Consider the following 14842-nt stretch of genomic DNA (forward strand, 5'->3'; position numbering starts at 1 on the left):
TAAATCCTAACTTTTAGCACGGCTTTCGTCCAGAATAACGCTCATGAAAAAAGTCTAGCCCTTTTAAGAGCCAAACTTTTCATCTCACTTTAGAACGCGCTTTTTTCATTTCTAGATAATCACCAATATAACTAAAAATCAAGGTCATTAGCCCTGCAATTAAAGACGTGATTATCCAACCAAGTTCCGAGTCACGAAAATACGGCATATGAGCGGCGTACCCAAAAAGTGAGACCACACTCGCCGCCAACAGCAGCAAAGCTACTACTAATACCGGTTTTTTCCATATTTTACGCATTGTTTTTAATAGTTTCAAAAGTCGTTTTATCCAAGCCGCGAATAAGCGTTGTAATCATTTCTTTCGCCGCCGCGTAATCATCCACGTGTAAAATTGAGTTAGAAGAATGGATATATCTCGCAGGAACACCGATTACCGCACTTGGAATACCACTTAATGACGTATGCACTTTACCAGCATCGGTTCCACCAGGCGAAACGAAATATTGGTATGGAATTTTATTCGTTTCCGCTGTATCCAGTAAAAACTCACGCATACCGCGGTGCATAATCATCGTCCGGTCAAAAATTCGTAATAAGAAACCTTGGCCAATTTGACCAAATTGCGCTTTATTTCCAGTTGTATCATTGGCAGGACTCGCATCTAGCGCAAAGAATAAATCCGGTTTAATCATATTAGCACTAACACCAGCCCCGCGAAGGCCAACCTCTTCTTGTACGTTCGCTCCAGCAAAAAGTGTATTTGGTAATGGTTCACCTTGCAGTTCTTTCATAAGTTCGATTGCAAGACCAACACCGTAACGATTGTCCCAAGCTTTTGCTAAAATTTTCTTCGGATTTGCAAGCGGCGTGAATTCCGCTACCGGAACGATAAATTGTCCGGGTTTAATGCCGATTTTCTCCGCATCGGCTTTATCATCTGCACCAATATCAATCAGTAAGTTTTTAGGATCTGTCGGTTTACTGCGTTCCGCTTCCGATAACAAGTGCGGCGGAACAGAGGCAACTACACCAATTACTGGACCATTCGGCGCCATAATTTGCACTCGTTGCGCTTGTAAAACTTGCGGATTCCAACCACCAATTGTTTGAAAACGAATCAAACCATTATCTGTAATTTGCGTGACCATAAAACCAACTTCATCCATGTGAGCCGCTACAAGTACACGCGGGCCCTCTTCCGCTCCGTGACGTACGCCAAAAATGCCACCTAAGCCATCTTGAATAATTTCATCGGAAACTGGTTCAAGTTCTTTTCGCATAAAAGCACGAATTCGATGTTCATCGCCCGAAGTCCCTTGAAGTTCCGTTAATTCTTTAAACATTGCTAACGTTTCTTTTTCCATTAATAATCATCTCTTTCCGTCTGAAATCTCTCTTATTATAGCAAATAATATCCGTTTTCGCTCGCCTCACTTCTCCATTTTCCGGAAAGCGTGTTCAAAAATCCTTTTATAATCAAAAATTTGTAGTATAATGATTAAAAGAGATGTTCCGAGTAGCATCTTTTAAAAAGAATAGGAAACACTAGGGAGGAAAAGCGATGAACTGGAAAGCTTTCATTGCAGGCGTTGGAGCAGGAGCGGCGGCTGGACACCTTGTTTATCATTATTTACTTAGCGATAAAACAATTTCAGGGGATGTCATCTTGGAAAATGTCAAAGATGCATTCAAGCAAGAAGGACCAATTGAAGGTTCTTGGATTCAACTCAAAAAACAACATTACAAAAAATTCGCGATTGATACTTTCGTTTACCACGGCGGAATTACATGTATTCGCGAAGGCGAGAAAAAGCAATTTGAATTTATCGCAGACGCTAACACAGGAACAATCATTGATGTTTATTTAGCATAAAAATAAAAACGACTACCCATTTTGGGAGTCGTTTTTTTAACGAATAAAACTGTCGATTTTCTTTTTGATGATCGCTTCATCCGTTTCGCCTTGTTCGATTAATTCTTTCATTTGCTCGGTATAAATTAATTTTGCCGCAGCGTCCATCGCTTTTTTCACTGCGCCTATTTGTTGCATAATCGTTTCTAAATCGCGTTCATCTTCTGACATGTTTTTGATTGAACGTACGTGACCTTCTATCTTAGCAAACCTCGTTACTAATGCTTTCTTTTGATCGTTATCCATATATATACCCCCTTGTAGTATACTTATTTACAACCCCCTACCCGGGTTATATTTTTGGCTCTATTTAATGATTTACAACTATTATAATACCACAAAATAAAAATACCCTCAAAAAAAAGAAGCCGAATTACCGCTTCTTAATTTCGATATACTATTTTCAATTCGGCTTCCACTTCCCCATTTCCGCCAATTTTAACTGCTCGGAATCTTGCATCGTGGTAAGATAAAAACCAGTAATTTCCCCCGAAAGTTTGTTTGAAAATTGCTTGTTTCGCGGAAATGGATGTCATTGGATAATCATCATAAGCAGTTACCCAAAGGACATTTTGATGCGCGAATGTCGGGAAAATATCCGCCATATGAATCGCCTTCTCATCGTTCGAATCGAACCAAATGACAGAATGCCCGTTACTATGTCCGCCAGTATGAGTCATTTTGATTGCATCATCAAACACTTTTTCTAGCGTAAAGGTGTGAACTTGTCCTTCTATCGCTTCCCAGTTTTCTTGCCAATAAGTTGCTTTTGAACGAATATTAGGGTGGCGCATTTCATCCCATTCGATTTCCGAAGTCCAGATTTCCGCATTCGGGAAAATCGAATAATAATCCCCCTCTTTGGATATGCCAGTTAGACCTAAAACATGATCAAAATGGAGATGTGTCATTAAAATATAATCAATATCCTCTGGAGAGACTCCTAACTTAGCTAAATCTTCCAGCACAAATGATTCTTCTGTCACGCCATAGTTACGTTTTTGCTTTTCGGTTAAGCGACCATTCCCTAGCCCACTATCGATTAGATAATTTTTTCCTAAATGCTGAAAAAACATCGGGTCGGTTACGTTCGCCAGTTGATTTTTTTCGTTTGCTGGATATTTTTTCTCCCACAAAGGTTTTGGCACGACACCGAACATTGCCCCACCATCAAAATGAGTATAACCGCCACGCAACCAATAGATGTTGATTTCTCCAATTTGAATAGAATCCACTTTTAACGCCCCCTAAAAAAATAAAAACCAGATGCAGCAGATGCACCTGGTTAACCAAATTAATTTCTATCAAATTTTGCTTCAAGACGATAGATCGGGAATCCTTTCGCTGAAAATTTTTCTTCGTATTCAGTTTTGATATTCCCTTCGTAATCGCTGTTGTGCAAATCAAGTGAAACGAATGTTAGTAACATGTTGTATTCTGAAAATGCCACTAACGAATATTCGAATAAACTACGGTTATCGGTTTTGAAATGAATCTCCCCCGTTTTTGGTAGCAGTCGTTCATAAATCGTCAAGAATGTCGGATTTGTTAAGCGGCGTTTTGTATGGCGCTTTTTCGGCCATGGATCAGAGAAGTTCAAATAAATTTGCGCAATCTCCCCTTTTTCGAAACATTCTTCAAGTAATTTCGCATCTCTTGCAACAAGGCGCAAATTAGGAACATCTGCTTCAATTGCTTTATCCAACGCGGAAACGAGGACACTTTCAATCATTTCGATACCAATATAATTGATTTCCGGATTCGCTTTTGCCATGCCACTAATAAATTGACCTTTACCGGAACCGATTTCGATATGAATAGGATTATTATTCCCAAACACTTCTTGCCAACGACCTTTAAAATCTTCTGGGTTTTTGATGTAGATAGCTGGAAATTCTTCCAAACGATCTTTTGCCCATGGTTTATGTTTTACACGCATCTTTCTTTACACCTCATCATCTTCTATTGCATTTTGAAAAATTTGTTTTGCTCGTTCATTTGCTTCATCGGATTGGTCGGTTGTAAGTTGCATAACCGTTTGGCAAATAGTGTACCACTTTAATTTGCGATGTAATTCGTCTGTTAGTCTAGTGCCATAATTAGCTAGCCAGCGCTCCCAATCTTTCCGCGGAATATATTGGTACAAAAGCATGCCGATATCGTTCGCAGCATCCGCAAGCATCGCACCATCCCAATCGACAAGAAACAATTCATTGTCCTCAGAAATAATCCAATTATTATGATTAACATCCCCGTGACAAACGACATAATCAGTCATTTCCACCGAAGGAATATTTGCTTCTAAATAGTGAATCGCTGCTGTTATTTCTTCTGTCGCATTTTCTGTTCCTGCTTTTACAAGGTTCAACAGTTGATTCGCCGAAAAATAGCAGTTTTCGATTTTTGCTAGCATATGTTGCAAGTTTTCTGATTGATGGATTTTGGATAACAGTTGCGCCACTCTTGGTCCAACCATTTCTTCACGCGTCAAAATATGGCAATTGACCCATTTTTGCGCAGTGATGACATCGCCATTCTCCACCCGTCTTGTCCAAACTAGCTTCGGTACTATGTTTTCTACGGAAAGCGCAGCTAAAAAAGGCGAAGAATTTCTTTTTAAAAAGAATTTTTCGTCTTCATGTGTTGCAACGAATGCTTGGCCAGTTTCCCCTCCGGCCGGGGCTATGTCATATTCTCTCCCAAAAAAGTCATTTTTCATCTACATGCACACCTTTTACTAGCTCTTTGCAACTTCATTATCCCTCGTTTATTTCACTTCCGAACAAATAGGTAACTATTCATGATTTTACTTCTCTTAGCCTTACTAGTCAAGTCAACATATGTTCGTTCTACACATTTTTTTACAGTTTTACTTTATTTATACAAAAAAAGGACACTCCATACAAGCGGAATGCCCTTTTTTCTTATTTTAAGCTTCTTCAGTTTTCGTCACAATTGGTTCCATTGCACTTCTATTTTTTTGAATAAATAATGCTAGAACGCAAGCAACAACGGAAAGAATTCCAGCAACTAAAAAAGCTGTTTCAATTCCGTGGATAAGCACGTGATTCGCAATTTCAGTTTTCGTTTTGCCAATCACATCGGCTGGTCCAAGTTTATCCGCAAAGCTCGCGGCACTTTTGGACATGACAGTAATGAGCGCGGCCGTCCCGATAGAACCGGCAACTTGGCGCATCGTATTGAACATCGCTGAACCATGGGATGCTAGTTTTAATGGCAGTGAATTGAGTGCTGCCGTTTGTAGTGGCATCATTACCATCGCCATACCCGCCGAACGGATGGTTTGCACGATAATAATAAAAGTTAATGTGGTCGATTCGTCCAAATTTGTAAACATGAATGTTGAACCGGCCATAATAATCAAACCGACTAACGATAAATACTTAGCCCCAAAACGGTCAAACATCACCCCAGTGACCGGAGAAAGTATGGCCGTGACGAGTGCGCCCGGCAAGAGAACCAAGCCTGATTCAAGCGGCGAAAATCCTCTAACAGTTTGTAAGAAAATTGGTAATAGCAACATTCCGCCAAATAATCCCATCACTACAAAGAAACTAATTGCGGTTGTTAAAGCAAATGTTGGATATTTAAATACTCTAAAGTTAAGTAATGGCGCTTTGTTGCTTGTTTGATAACGAATAAATATTCCTAGAACAACTAAACCAAGAATAATAAATCCAGCTACTTTCCAAGTGAGCCAATCATGGTCTCCGGCATTACTAAATCCAAGTAACAAGCTTCCGAACCCGACTGTCGACATAATAACGCCCAGAATATCGAGTTTCGGGAATGTTCTTTTTCCGACATTTTTAAGTAAGAAAATCGCTACGACAATATCTAGTATCGCGAACGGAATAATGATAAAAAATAAATTGCGCCAATCATATTGTTGCACGATCCAACCAGAAAGTGTTGGACCAATCGCAGGAGCAAAGTTCATTGCAAGACCAATTAAGCCCATTGCCCGTCCTCTTCGTTCCATCGGGAATAAATTTAATACAACAACGGTTAGTAGCGGCATAACAATCCCAGCGCCAATCGCTTGTACCATACGCCCAGCAATAAGCATCGTATAGTCTGTTGCAAATCCGCCAATCGCTGTACCAATCGCAAAGGTAATCATCGCGAATAAGTAAAGTTGACGCGTCGTAAATCGTTCAATTAAAAAGGCTGTCATCGGAATCATGACACCATTAACTAACATAAATCCAGTCGATAACCATTGTCCTTGACTGGCTGTAATTCCAAAATCTTTCATAATACTTGGTAGCGCGACATTCATCAACGTTTGGTTGAGAATTGTAACAAAGGCGCCCATAAGCATAACAATCAAAATACCATTACGCTTCACTGATGTACTTGCTGCTTTCATATTCAATCTCGTGCACCTTCCCTTTCCAAAATAGTAATAATCTCTTGGTGCATTTCAAGCATCTCTTTCAATCTTTCTTCGCCAATTTCTAAGATAGGCTCTAAACGATTAAAGAAAACATGATACGTTTCTGCTGCTTTCGTAGCTCCTTTTTCCGTTAATTCTAAGCTGAGCGCGCGGCGATTCGTTTCATTTCTTGTCCGTTTCAAAAATCCCGCTTTTACTAATCGATCTACAATGCCAGATACCGTACTTTTACCAAGCTTCATTCGTTCTGCTAATTCACCAAGTGTTAATTCTGACTCTCTTTGTAATTCTCTGATTGCGAGTAATTGTGTCGTTGTAATTTCTCGATTTGCTGCTTCTTCTGCCAACACATGATGGGTTTTTCGTTGTACTTCGCGAAAAGAGAAAATAACCTCTTTCACTAATTTTTCATCCATTGACTTCCCTCCGTACCGTTCGCTTGCAAATATTTCGTATGCGAACTATTAGCCTTTTGAATTATACACCTCAAAAAAAATTTGTCAATTGCTTGAAACGGCCCTTTTCCGACTGAAAGCGGAGCCAATGACGTAATTCCAACGCTTAAAAAAGTTATATAAATTTTTACATAGGTTACTAGGCAAAAAAAAACCTTCCTAAAAACGAGGAAGGTTTTAACAATTATTTAGCTAATTCAACTTCACCACATGCAGCGACAATTTCTTCTACAAAGTATTGATGTAATTTTGCAGTAATTGGGCCACGTTTTCCGTCAGCTACTTGTACACCGTCGATATGAGTAACCGGTGTGATTTCGATTGTTGTGCTTGAAATGAAAACTTCATCCGCTTCACGAAGATCTGTTAAAGTGAAATCAGCTTCTTTGACCGGAATACCGTTCTTTTTCGCAACAGCGATAATAACTTGACGAGTAATACCATTCAAGATTAAATTATCCGCAGCATGTGTCCATAACACTCCGTCTTTAATAATAGAAACATTGGAAGCAGAACATTCGGTTACTTGCTCTCCGCGGTGTAACACAGCTTCTAAGGCATTTTGTTGATGCGCTTTATTTTTCGCTAAAATGTTTCCAAGTAAATTCAAGCTCTTGATATCGCAACGTAACCAGCGCACATCTTCTTCTGTAATAACAGGTCCGCCTTCTACAAATTGCTGCTCATTTCTTGGCACTTCACGAGCGGCTGCAGTTAACACGCCTTCTAATGGGAAATCATCTGGCATCACATGATTACGTGGATTTTGAACCCCACGCGTCACTTGTAAGTATACATTTCCTGTATTAATATTATTTTCGGCAACTAATTTTTCTAATAAATCACGTAACTCTTCTTTGGAATAAGGAATAACTAAGTCAATTTTTGCTGCACTAGCATATAAACGATCAATGTGTTCATTATAAGTGAAGAATTTACCATTATATAAACGAACTACTTCATATACACCGTCACCAAACTGATATCCGCGGTCTTCAATGTCAACTGTGGCATCTTCTCTTTCCACTAAATGGTTATTTACTAATACTTTCATCTCAAGTCTCTCCTTGCATAGTTAATTTTTGGAACTGTCTAAAAACTTAATGAAACAAAGAAACTGCCGCAAAACTAAGCTTTGCAGCAGTTAATTTTTTCAATTATAACCCTTACTTCGCTAATTTGTAAAGTGCTTCTGCATAAATTGCTGTCGCTTTTAACAAATCATCAAAATAGCTGAATTCGTCTTTTTGGTGCATCGTGTCTTCACGCCCTGGGAATAGTGCACCGAACGCTACACCTGTCTCCATATGACGTGCATAAGTTCCGCCACCAATTGCTAGTAAAGTAGCTTCTTCGCCAGTTTGTTTTGTATACACTTCTTGTAAAGTTTGAATAAGTGGGTGATCTTTTGGTACGAAAAGTGGTTTGGAATCTTCGTAATGTGTATATTGTGCATTGTACTCATATACAACTGTTTGCATTTTGTTTTTCAGTTTATCCATATTAGCAGTCACTGGGTAACGGAAATTAAGTCCGTATTTACCGCCTTCTGCTACATCATAACGGATAACCCCAACGTTCATTGTTAGTTCGCCGCTTTCTGCATCTTCATAGCTAATGCCTAGTTTAACAGCGCGAGAATCTCCGAATAAATAATCACGACCAAATGTCACGAAATCATTTGCAGCTCCAGTTAATTTAAATTTACCAAGGAAGCCGACTAAATGAAGACCCGCATTTACACCGTTGTTTGGTTCCATCGCATGCGCAGATTTGCCGACGATGTTGATTTTAACGGATTTGCCGTTTTCTTCTAAGGTTCCTTCCACTGGATGATTTGCTAAGAAAGTTTTGAATGCACTTGCTAGCTTGTCGAAGTCTTTTACATCTTCTAAAATAGCTGTTGCGTGGTCAGGAACCATGTTGTAACGTTCGCCTGATTCTACGCTAAGTAAACGGAATGCTGCTTCTCCGCTCGCTTCACCGTCTTTGAAAGATACATCTAGTTCAGAGATACCTTTTTCTGCATGAATGATTGGGAATTCAGCATCTGGAACGAAACCAAGTGTTGGTTGTTCTTCTGTTTCGAAATAGCGCTCTACACAGCTCATACCGCTTTCTTCATCAGAACCAATAATGATTCTAATGCGGCGTGAAAGTGGTAAACCTAATTCTTTAATAATTTTGAGTGCGTAATAACCAGCGATTGTTGGGCCTTTATCATCCGCAACTCCACGAGCGTATAATTTGCCGTCACGTAAAGTTGGTTCGAATGGTCCATTTGTCCAGCCGTCGCCAACTGGTACTACGTCAACATGTCCTAAAACGCCAACTAGTTCTTCGCCTTGACCATATTCAAGGTGTCCCGCTACGTTTCCAACTTCTTTCGCTGTGAAGCCATCTTTTTTACCTAATTCAATCATATAGTCGAGTGCGCGTTTCACGTCCGGTCCAAACGGCGCATCTTCTGTTTTTTTACTGTCATCGCGAACACTTGGAATGCGAAGAAGCCCTTTTAAATCTTCTAGGAAATCATCTTTACGTGATTCCACTTCTTTTTGCCAATTAATTTCTGTCATAATTGTTATTCCCTCCTTCAAACTTATCTTCTCTATTGTAAACTGTTTTTCCGTAGCTTGGAAGCCGTAACTACCTATTTTCTCATAAAACCTTTAATTGCTTCAAAATCCCAACGTTCCATCCGCGAAGAAAAAACGATATCGATGACGTTTAAGCTTTCCTTTTCTAGTGGCAGAAAGCGATATTCTTCGTGTTCATCGGATAATTCGATTTCGCCATCTTCTGGCATTTCCACTAAATAAATAACGCCGGTAATTTGGAAGTCCTCATGGAAAAATTCCCACGTATCATATAAAATAAATGGCTGTACTTGTAATTTGGTTTCTTCATAAACTTCTCTAAAAAGGGCTTCCCCGTGTGTTTCGCCGTAAGTCATGCGGCCTCCTGGAAGTTCAAATACGTCTCCTTCTACCCCTTTTTTCTTGAGTGCTAAAAATTTTCCGTCTTTTACGATAACTGCTTTCACTGCAGGATATATAGGTTTCATTTTACAAAAGCCTCCTTATCATTTAAGATAAACATGATTTATCTGTTCTTTATTTTACCCGGTTGAGTAGATAAAAGCCAGTGTCATAAGGAGGTTTTACAAAATTGAAAAAAATAACACCAAAAGCAATGTGCGCATGGATTCCAAAACGTGAAGACGAAACACATAAGGGTGACTATGGGCGCGTTCTGATTGTCGCTGGAAATAAACAATTTGGCGGTGCTGCTATTATGGCCGCAGAAGCTTGTGTCAAAAGTGGGGCTGGTTTAACAACCGTTGCTTCCGATAGCGTCAACCGTCCTGCTCTCCAAACAAGAATACCTGAATGTATGTTTATTGATTACGAAAACATCACAAGTCTAAGTGAACAAATCAGCCAATTTGACACGATTTTAATTGGGCCTGGGCTTGGGTTAGATGCATACGCCGAAGAAATTTTCCACTTAGTATTACAAAAATCAACCGAACAGCAGCAAGTGATTATTGACGGCGACGGCATTACCATCTATGCAAAAGGAGAAACACCCCACCCCGCCTCTAAACTAACATTCACACCACATGCGGGCGAATGGGCACGACTAAAAGTGTTAGCGCCTGAAGCAGAAACACCAACAGATGTTGCACTTGCAATTGATGCGACGATTGTACTTAAAGGGCATCGTACCAAAGTGTATTCCGGCGAATCTGCTTGGCAAAACATGTACGGTACGCCTGCAATGGCAACGGGCGGCATGGGCGACACGCTTGCTGGAACAATTTGCGGGTTGATGGCGCAAACAGAAAAACCTATTACCGGTACATTAGCCGCAGTCTTTCTACACAGCTATATCGGTGAAATTTTAGCTAAAAAACGCTATGTAGTGCTTCCTACGGAGATTGCCGAAGAATTACCGACCTATTTGAAAATTTTTAGCGAAACAGACGAACATGCTTAATAAAAAATCCTCCCTTTTTATGAAAGAGAGGATTTTTTTCTATGCTTTTTTAAATTTACTAGCCCATAAAGCTAGTTTTTTATTCCAAATAAAGTAACAACCGATGCCACTGAAAAGCGTCGCATTGCCGATTAAAAATCCAGCGACAACATCACTTGGGAAATGAACTCCTAAGTAAACGCGAGAATACATGATGAAAATCACTAGGCCAAGCGCAAGAATCCCAATCGTTATACGAAGCCATCTGCGGCTAACATACATAATTAACAAGAAAGCGAGCATTCCGTAAAAAACTGTAGACCCTGTCGAGTGTCCGCTTGGAAAACTAAACCCGCCTTGTTCGATTAATTTGTACGTAGGTCTTGGTCGTTGAACGATATTTTTAATAATTGAAGGAATCAGCGCTCCACCAATTAAAACTATACCGCCAAACCAAATTGCCATATCTATTTTTCGCATGAAAACAAACACAATAATCACGATTACAGTCAAAATACAAATAGTTGCTACCCCACCAATATCCGTTAAATATGAAATCACAGTCGTTTTCGTATCCGTAATCCCGGTGCGAATAATACTATTCCAATAATCATCAAAGCGTTGAATCCATTTTGCGCCGGTCATAACGCCAGTCATAAAGAAAATAAATCCAAGGAGGGCGATGCCGCTAATAATAAATGGTGTTTTTTTCATACAATCCTCCTAACGAATTCTTAGTTTTTCACGTAATCTCGTTCCACGTGGTCCAAATAATTTGTCAGACAAGTGTAGTTTGAATGCCATATAACCATAGAAAATCGCGCCAATTCCACCACAAACGATGGTAATGATTAACGCAGGGATTTTCCGGTCGGTGGAAACAAAATTACCCATGAATAGATAAAGTATAATAACCACAAGCCCCATTAAGGCTGTCATTCCAAAGAAAAGCACCGTTCGCCGCAAAATAATTTTGAACGAGAAGCGAACATATTTTTTAATAATAAGCAGCATGAAAATACAAGATACCGCGTAGCCAATTCCGGTCGCAATAATCGACCCTTTTGCCTCAAATAGCATGATTAATGGCATTTGTAGCACCGATTTCGCTAGTAAACCGAGTAATAAACCAAGCACCGTAAAGCGTTGTTCGTCAATCCCTTGAAGGACTGCGGCAGAAACACTAAAGAGCGAGAATAAAATCGCAATTGGCGCAAACAATTGTAATAGTTCGGTTCCATTATCACTAGGCGCGAAAAACACGGTGAATAATGGTCTTGCTAGCATCGCAATACCAAAACAAGCAGGAATTGTTAAAAATAATAAAATTTGAAAAACGTCATTTAGCTGGCGTTTCACTTGGGCATATTCTTTTCGAACATAAGCTCCCGTAACCAGTGGAACAAGCGCCATCGAAAACGCAATCGCGAGCGTTCCCGGAATCATAATCAATTTTTGAACATCAAAGTTAATAATCGCTACATACGAATTCACTAGTTCGGGAGTAATACCAATATATTCCAGTACTCGCCCTAAAGTAAATTGGTCAATCAGTTGATAAAGCGATGTTGCTGATCCAACAATAATAAAAGGAATCGCCGAAAGAATAATATCTTTATACAGCGTCGGGATGGAAATTTTCACCGTCCCTCTGTCCTCTAAAAGCATTCGGTCAAGTCCTGGTTTTCGTTTGTAAAAATACCATAGTAGTAAAAGTAAACTGGCAAAAGCACCTACAAAAGCGGAGAATGTAGCGATACTAATAGCTGTTACTACATTTCCATCAAGCACGTACATCACAATAAATGTGCCAGCAAGTAAGAACATAATTCGTACAACTTGTTCTAAAACTTGCGATACAGCAGAAGGCCCCATCGAATTATATCCTTGGAAAAAACCTCGAAGTAAACTCATGACTGGAATAATAAGTAAGGCAAAACTAACTGCACGAATAACCTGAATCCCATCTGCTAAACTATAACCACCTTCTAGCTGCTGCATACGAGCAAGCGTTGGCGCAAGTCCATACATCGCTAGGAAACAGACAATGCCGGAGAAAATCATTAAATATACACCTGTTTTAAATAATCGTCGGCCAACCGCGTATTCTTCCATCGCATTATATTTTGCTATATATTTAGCAACGGCTAGCGGAATCCCGGCAGTCGCAATGCTTAAGAATAATTGATACGGCACATAACCGAAATTATACAGAAGCGCTGGTTCATCTCCTCCAATAATCGCATAAAACGGAATCACATACAATATTCCGAGCACTTTAGAGATTAATGTCCCTAGTGTCAGAATAAATGTTCCTCTGAGCAGTTTTGAACCCATCGTCTAACTTCCTTTACATTAAATTATACATCCTTGTTTACTTTACCATTAACTCTTTTAAAAAAAAAGAACAAACCTAAATAAATCTCGGCTTGTTCTTTACAAAACACTTAAATCAAATGAAGTTTTTTACGAATTTTATACATCCGATTACCAAGAATGTACTTCAACAGCCCTGCTTTTGCAGCTAAAAACGCATAAATATAAGCGCCAAATCCAGCAGCAATAAAAACAATTACTAAGGCGGTTAATCTTGCGTGCGGATTGAAAAATAAAATTAACCCTTGATAAATGACCCAGACACTAATCAGCATCACGGCGCTAATTCCAACAATAAGCAGCAGTCGTCGCATAATATATTTAAACGAGTACTTCGCATATTTTTTAATAATCCAGATGGTGAACGTGACTGAGACTATGTAACCAAGTCCAGTTGCTAAGGCACCACCTTTTGCTCCAAGAAGTAGAATCAATGGCATTTGTAACACTGATTTCGTTAGTAGCCCAAGTAATAAGCTAAGCACTGTGTAACGCTGCTCATCGATCCCTTGCAAAATCGCCGCCGTTACGCTAAACAACGAGAAGAAAATCGCAAATGGCGCAAAAAATTGAAGTAACATCGAACCGTCCGCATTGTAACCATAAAAAATCGTATAGAGCGGATCTGCTAGAATCGCTATTCCAAGACATGCAGGCACGACTAAAAATAACAGTACTTGAAAAACAGCCGTTAAATGGTGATGCACTTCTCGAATTCGTCCTTTATGAAATGCTGCCGCGACTAACGGAACGAGAGTCATTGAAAATGCTAAAGCCAGTGTCCCTGGGATCATAATAATTTTTTGAACAGAAAAGTTGAAAATGGAAAGTAAGTCTTCCGCGGTTTTCCCTGCCATCCCATCGTACGTTAAAATTCGCGCAAATGTAAACAAATCAATTTGCTGATACAGCGACATCGCCATACCAACAATAATAAATGGCACAGCAGAAATTGAAATTTCTTTTAATAAATGAAAAGTCGAAACGCGCAACTTATTGTTACTGCCAGCAATCATTTTTTGAATGCCTGGTTTCCGTTTTCGGTAATACCAGATGAGGCAAACTAAACTAAAAAACGCTCCAACAAAAGCCGCGAAAGTCGCTAAACTCATTGCTGTTACAAGACTGCCATTCAACACATGAAGCACAATATACGTACTCGCAAGTAAGAATACAATTCGTGCTACTTGTTCAATTACTTGTGACACAGCAGATGGTCCCATCGAATGAAATCCTTGGAAATAACCACGAAGCAAGCTCATGACTGGAATAATAAGCAAAGCAAAACTTACCGCTCGAATAACAGTAGTAATATCCTGAATGCTCGTTCCACCACTAACTTCTTGCATCCCAGCTAAAACGGGCGCAAAAATGTACATCACTAAAAAACTGACAATCCCTGTAAATAACATTAAATACGTACTGGATTTATATAATCTTTGACTCAAAGCATATTCATTTAACGAATTATATTTCGAAATATATTTGGCAACTGCTAATGGAACGCCAGCTGTCGCGATATTTAGGAAAATTTGGTATGGAACATAACCGTATTGATAGAGAATCGTTGCCTGTTCCCCGCCCGCTATCCAATAAAACGGAATAACATATAATATCCCTAAAATTTTTGACAACAAAGTTCCTGCTGTTAATACAGCTGTCCCGCGCATTAATTTTGAACTCATAATTTCTGTTACC

The 14842-nt window shown here is 39.5% G+C and carries 16 protein-coding genes; 2 read left to right on the forward strand and 14 right to left on the reverse strand.

The window, feature by feature from the left end; genetic code table 11:
* Positions 1 to 79: 79 nt before the first annotated feature.
* Both HCB49_RS06600 and HCB49_RS06605 read right to left on the reverse strand, forming a co-directional pair.
* Positions 80 to 298, reverse strand: a complete 219-nt coding sequence (locus tag HCB49_RS06600; protein WP_185604520.1) for a hypothetical protein — start codon at positions 296 to 298, stop codon at positions 80 to 82.
* The gene (locus HCB49_RS06605; RefSeq protein WP_185604433.1) at positions 291 to 1364 is read right to left on the reverse strand and encodes a M42 family metallopeptidase; all 1074 of its coding nucleotides are present in this window, start codon (positions 1362 to 1364) and stop codon (positions 291 to 293) included. The genes HCB49_RS06600 and HCB49_RS06605 overlap by 8 nt, the downstream gene beginning before the upstream one ends.
* A 197-nt stretch (positions 1365 to 1561) precedes the next feature.
* On the opposite strand from HCB49_RS06605, the gene HCB49_RS06610 reads away from it, so the two are divergent.
* Positions 1562 to 1873 (forward strand): PepSY domain-containing protein, encoded by a 312-nt coding sequence (locus tag HCB49_RS06610; protein ID WP_185391506.1) that lies wholly within the window; start codon positions 1562 to 1564, stop codon positions 1871 to 1873.
* 36 nt (positions 1874 to 1909) lie between these two features.
* Here HCB49_RS06610 and HCB49_RS06615 read toward each other — a convergent pair whose 3' ends face one another.
* The 9 genes from HCB49_RS06615 to HCB49_RS06655 form a co-directional block, all read right to left on the reverse strand.
* A complete protein-coding gene (locus HCB49_RS06615) occupies positions 1910 to 2158 on the reverse strand; it encodes a metal-sensitive transcriptional regulator (protein WP_185604434.1) in 249 nt (82 codons plus the stop codon).
* A gap of 137 nt (positions 2159 to 2295) precedes the next feature.
* Positions 2296 to 3147, reverse strand: a complete 852-nt coding sequence (locus tag HCB49_RS06620; protein ID WP_185604435.1) for a YtnP family quorum-quenching lactonase — start codon at positions 3145 to 3147, stop codon at positions 2296 to 2298.
* Positions 3148 to 3206: 59 nt separating this feature from the next.
* Positions 3207 to 3851, reverse strand: coding sequence for a tRNA (guanosine(46)-N7)-methyltransferase TrmB (trmB, locus tag HCB49_RS06625; RefSeq protein ID WP_185604436.1), 645 nt, complete (start codon positions 3849 to 3851; stop codon positions 3207 to 3209).
* Positions 3852 to 3857: 6 nt separating this feature from the next.
* Positions 3858 to 4631: a phosphotransferase family protein gene (locus tag HCB49_RS06630; protein ID WP_185604437.1), complete on the reverse strand. Its 774-nt coding sequence runs from the start codon at positions 4629 to 4631 to the stop codon at positions 3858 to 3860.
* A 210-nt stretch (positions 4632 to 4841) separates the two neighbouring features.
* Positions 4842 to 6311: a multidrug efflux MFS transporter MdrM gene (gene mdrM, locus HCB49_RS06635; protein ID WP_185604438.1), complete on the reverse strand. Its 1470-nt coding sequence runs from the start codon at positions 6309 to 6311 to the stop codon at positions 4842 to 4844.
* Positions 6308 to 6748: a MarR family winged helix-turn-helix transcriptional regulator gene (locus HCB49_RS06640; RefSeq protein WP_185479793.1), complete on the reverse strand. Its 441-nt coding sequence runs from the start codon at positions 6746 to 6748 to the stop codon at positions 6308 to 6310. Before HCB49_RS06640 ends, mdrM begins: the two co-directional genes overlap by 4 nt.
* 223 nt (positions 6749 to 6971) lie before the next feature.
* A complete protein-coding gene (dat, locus tag HCB49_RS06645; protein WP_185604439.1) occupies positions 6972 to 7841 on the reverse strand; it encodes a D-amino-acid transaminase in 870 nt (289 codons plus the stop codon).
* Between the two features lie 112 nt (positions 7842 to 7953).
* Positions 7954 to 9366, reverse strand: coding sequence for a dipeptidase PepV (pepV, locus tag HCB49_RS06650; RefSeq protein ID WP_185604440.1), 1413 nt, complete (start codon positions 9364 to 9366; stop codon positions 7954 to 7956).
* A 74-nt stretch (positions 9367 to 9440) separates the two neighbouring features.
* Positions 9441 to 9854: an NUDIX hydrolase gene (locus tag HCB49_RS06655; RefSeq protein WP_185604441.1), complete on the reverse strand. Its 414-nt coding sequence runs from the start codon at positions 9852 to 9854 to the stop codon at positions 9441 to 9443.
* A gap of 104 nt (positions 9855 to 9958) precedes the next feature.
* On the opposite strand from HCB49_RS06655, the gene HCB49_RS06660 reads away from it, so the two are divergent.
* Positions 9959 to 10789 carry an NAD(P)H-hydrate dehydratase gene (locus HCB49_RS06660; protein ID WP_185604442.1) on the forward strand — a complete coding sequence of 277 codons (831 nt, stop codon included), beginning with the start codon at positions 9959 to 9961 and terminating at the stop codon, positions 10787 to 10789.
* A 39-nt stretch (positions 10790 to 10828) separates the two neighbouring features.
* On the opposite strand, the gene HCB49_RS06665 is transcribed toward HCB49_RS06660, so the two are convergent.
* The 3 genes from HCB49_RS06665 to HCB49_RS06675 all read right to left on the reverse strand — a co-directional run bounded on the left by HCB49_RS06665 (position 10829) and on the right by HCB49_RS06675 (position 14829).
* The gene (locus tag HCB49_RS06665; protein WP_185604443.1) at positions 10829 to 11482 is read right to left on the reverse strand and encodes a phosphatase PAP2 family protein; all 654 of its coding nucleotides are present in this window, start codon (positions 11480 to 11482) and stop codon (positions 10829 to 10831) included.
* A gap of 9 nt (positions 11483 to 11491) precedes the next feature.
* On the reverse strand, positions 11492 to 13105 hold the full coding sequence (locus tag HCB49_RS06670; protein ID WP_185604444.1) for a putative polysaccharide biosynthesis protein: 1614 nt from the start codon (positions 13103 to 13105) through the stop codon (positions 11492 to 11494).
* Between the two features lie 110 nt (positions 13106 to 13215).
* The gene (locus HCB49_RS06675) at positions 13216 to 14829 is read right to left on the reverse strand and encodes a putative polysaccharide biosynthesis protein (protein WP_185604445.1); all 1614 of its coding nucleotides are present in this window, start codon (positions 14827 to 14829) and stop codon (positions 13216 to 13218) included.
* Positions 14830 to 14842 lie beyond the last annotated feature (13 nt).

Origin of the sequence: Listeria cossartiae subsp. cayugensis (assembly GCF_014229095.1) — a bacterium.
Taxonomy (GTDB): Bacteria; Bacillota; Bacilli; order Lactobacillales; family Listeriaceae; genus Listeria; species Listeria cayugensis.

Coding starts and splice junctions, on each gene's coding strand:
- pepV (WP_185604440.1), bottom strand. CDS start 9,366: ATGACAGAAATTAATTGGCAAAAAGAAGTGGAATCACGTAAAGATGAT.
- HCB49_RS06675 (WP_185604445.1), bottom strand. CDS start 14,829: ATGAGTTCAAAATTAATGCGCGGGACAGCTGTATTAACAGCAGGAACT.
- HCB49_RS06610 (WP_185391506.1), top strand. CDS start 1,562: ATGAACTGGAAAGCTTTCATTGCAGGCGTTGGAGCAGGAGCGGCGGCT.
- trmB (WP_185604436.1), bottom strand. CDS start 3,851: ATGCGTGTAAAACATAAACCATGGGCAAAAGATCGTTTGGAAGAATTT.
- HCB49_RS06600 (WP_185604520.1), bottom strand. CDS start 298: ATGCGTAAAATATGGAAAAAACCGGTATTAGTAGTAGCTTTGCTGCTG.
- HCB49_RS06655 (WP_185604441.1), bottom strand. CDS start 9,854: ATGAAACCTATATATCCTGCAGTGAAAGCAGTTATCGTAAAAGACGGA.
- dat (WP_185604439.1), bottom strand. CDS start 7,841: ATGAAAGTATTAGTAAATAACCATTTAGTGGAAAGAGAAGATGCCACA.
- HCB49_RS06615 (WP_185604434.1), bottom strand. CDS start 2,158: ATGGATAACGATCAAAAGAAAGCATTAGTAACGAGGTTTGCTAAGATA.
- HCB49_RS06665 (WP_185604443.1), bottom strand. CDS start 11,482: ATGAAAAAAACACCATTTATTATTAGCGGCATCGCCCTCCTTGGATTT.
- HCB49_RS06630 (WP_185604437.1), bottom strand. CDS start 4,631: ATGAAAAATGACTTTTTTGGGAGAGAATATGACATAGCCCCGGCCGGA.
- HCB49_RS06670 (WP_185604444.1), bottom strand. CDS start 13,105: ATGGGTTCAAAACTGCTCAGAGGAACATTTATTCTGACACTAGGGACA.
- HCB49_RS06640 (WP_185479793.1), bottom strand. CDS start 6,748: ATGGATGAAAAATTAGTGAAAGAGGTTATTTTCTCTTTTCGCGAAGTA.
- HCB49_RS06605 (WP_185604433.1), bottom strand. CDS start 1,364: ATGGAAAAAGAAACGTTAGCAATGTTTAAAGAATTAACGGAACTTCAA.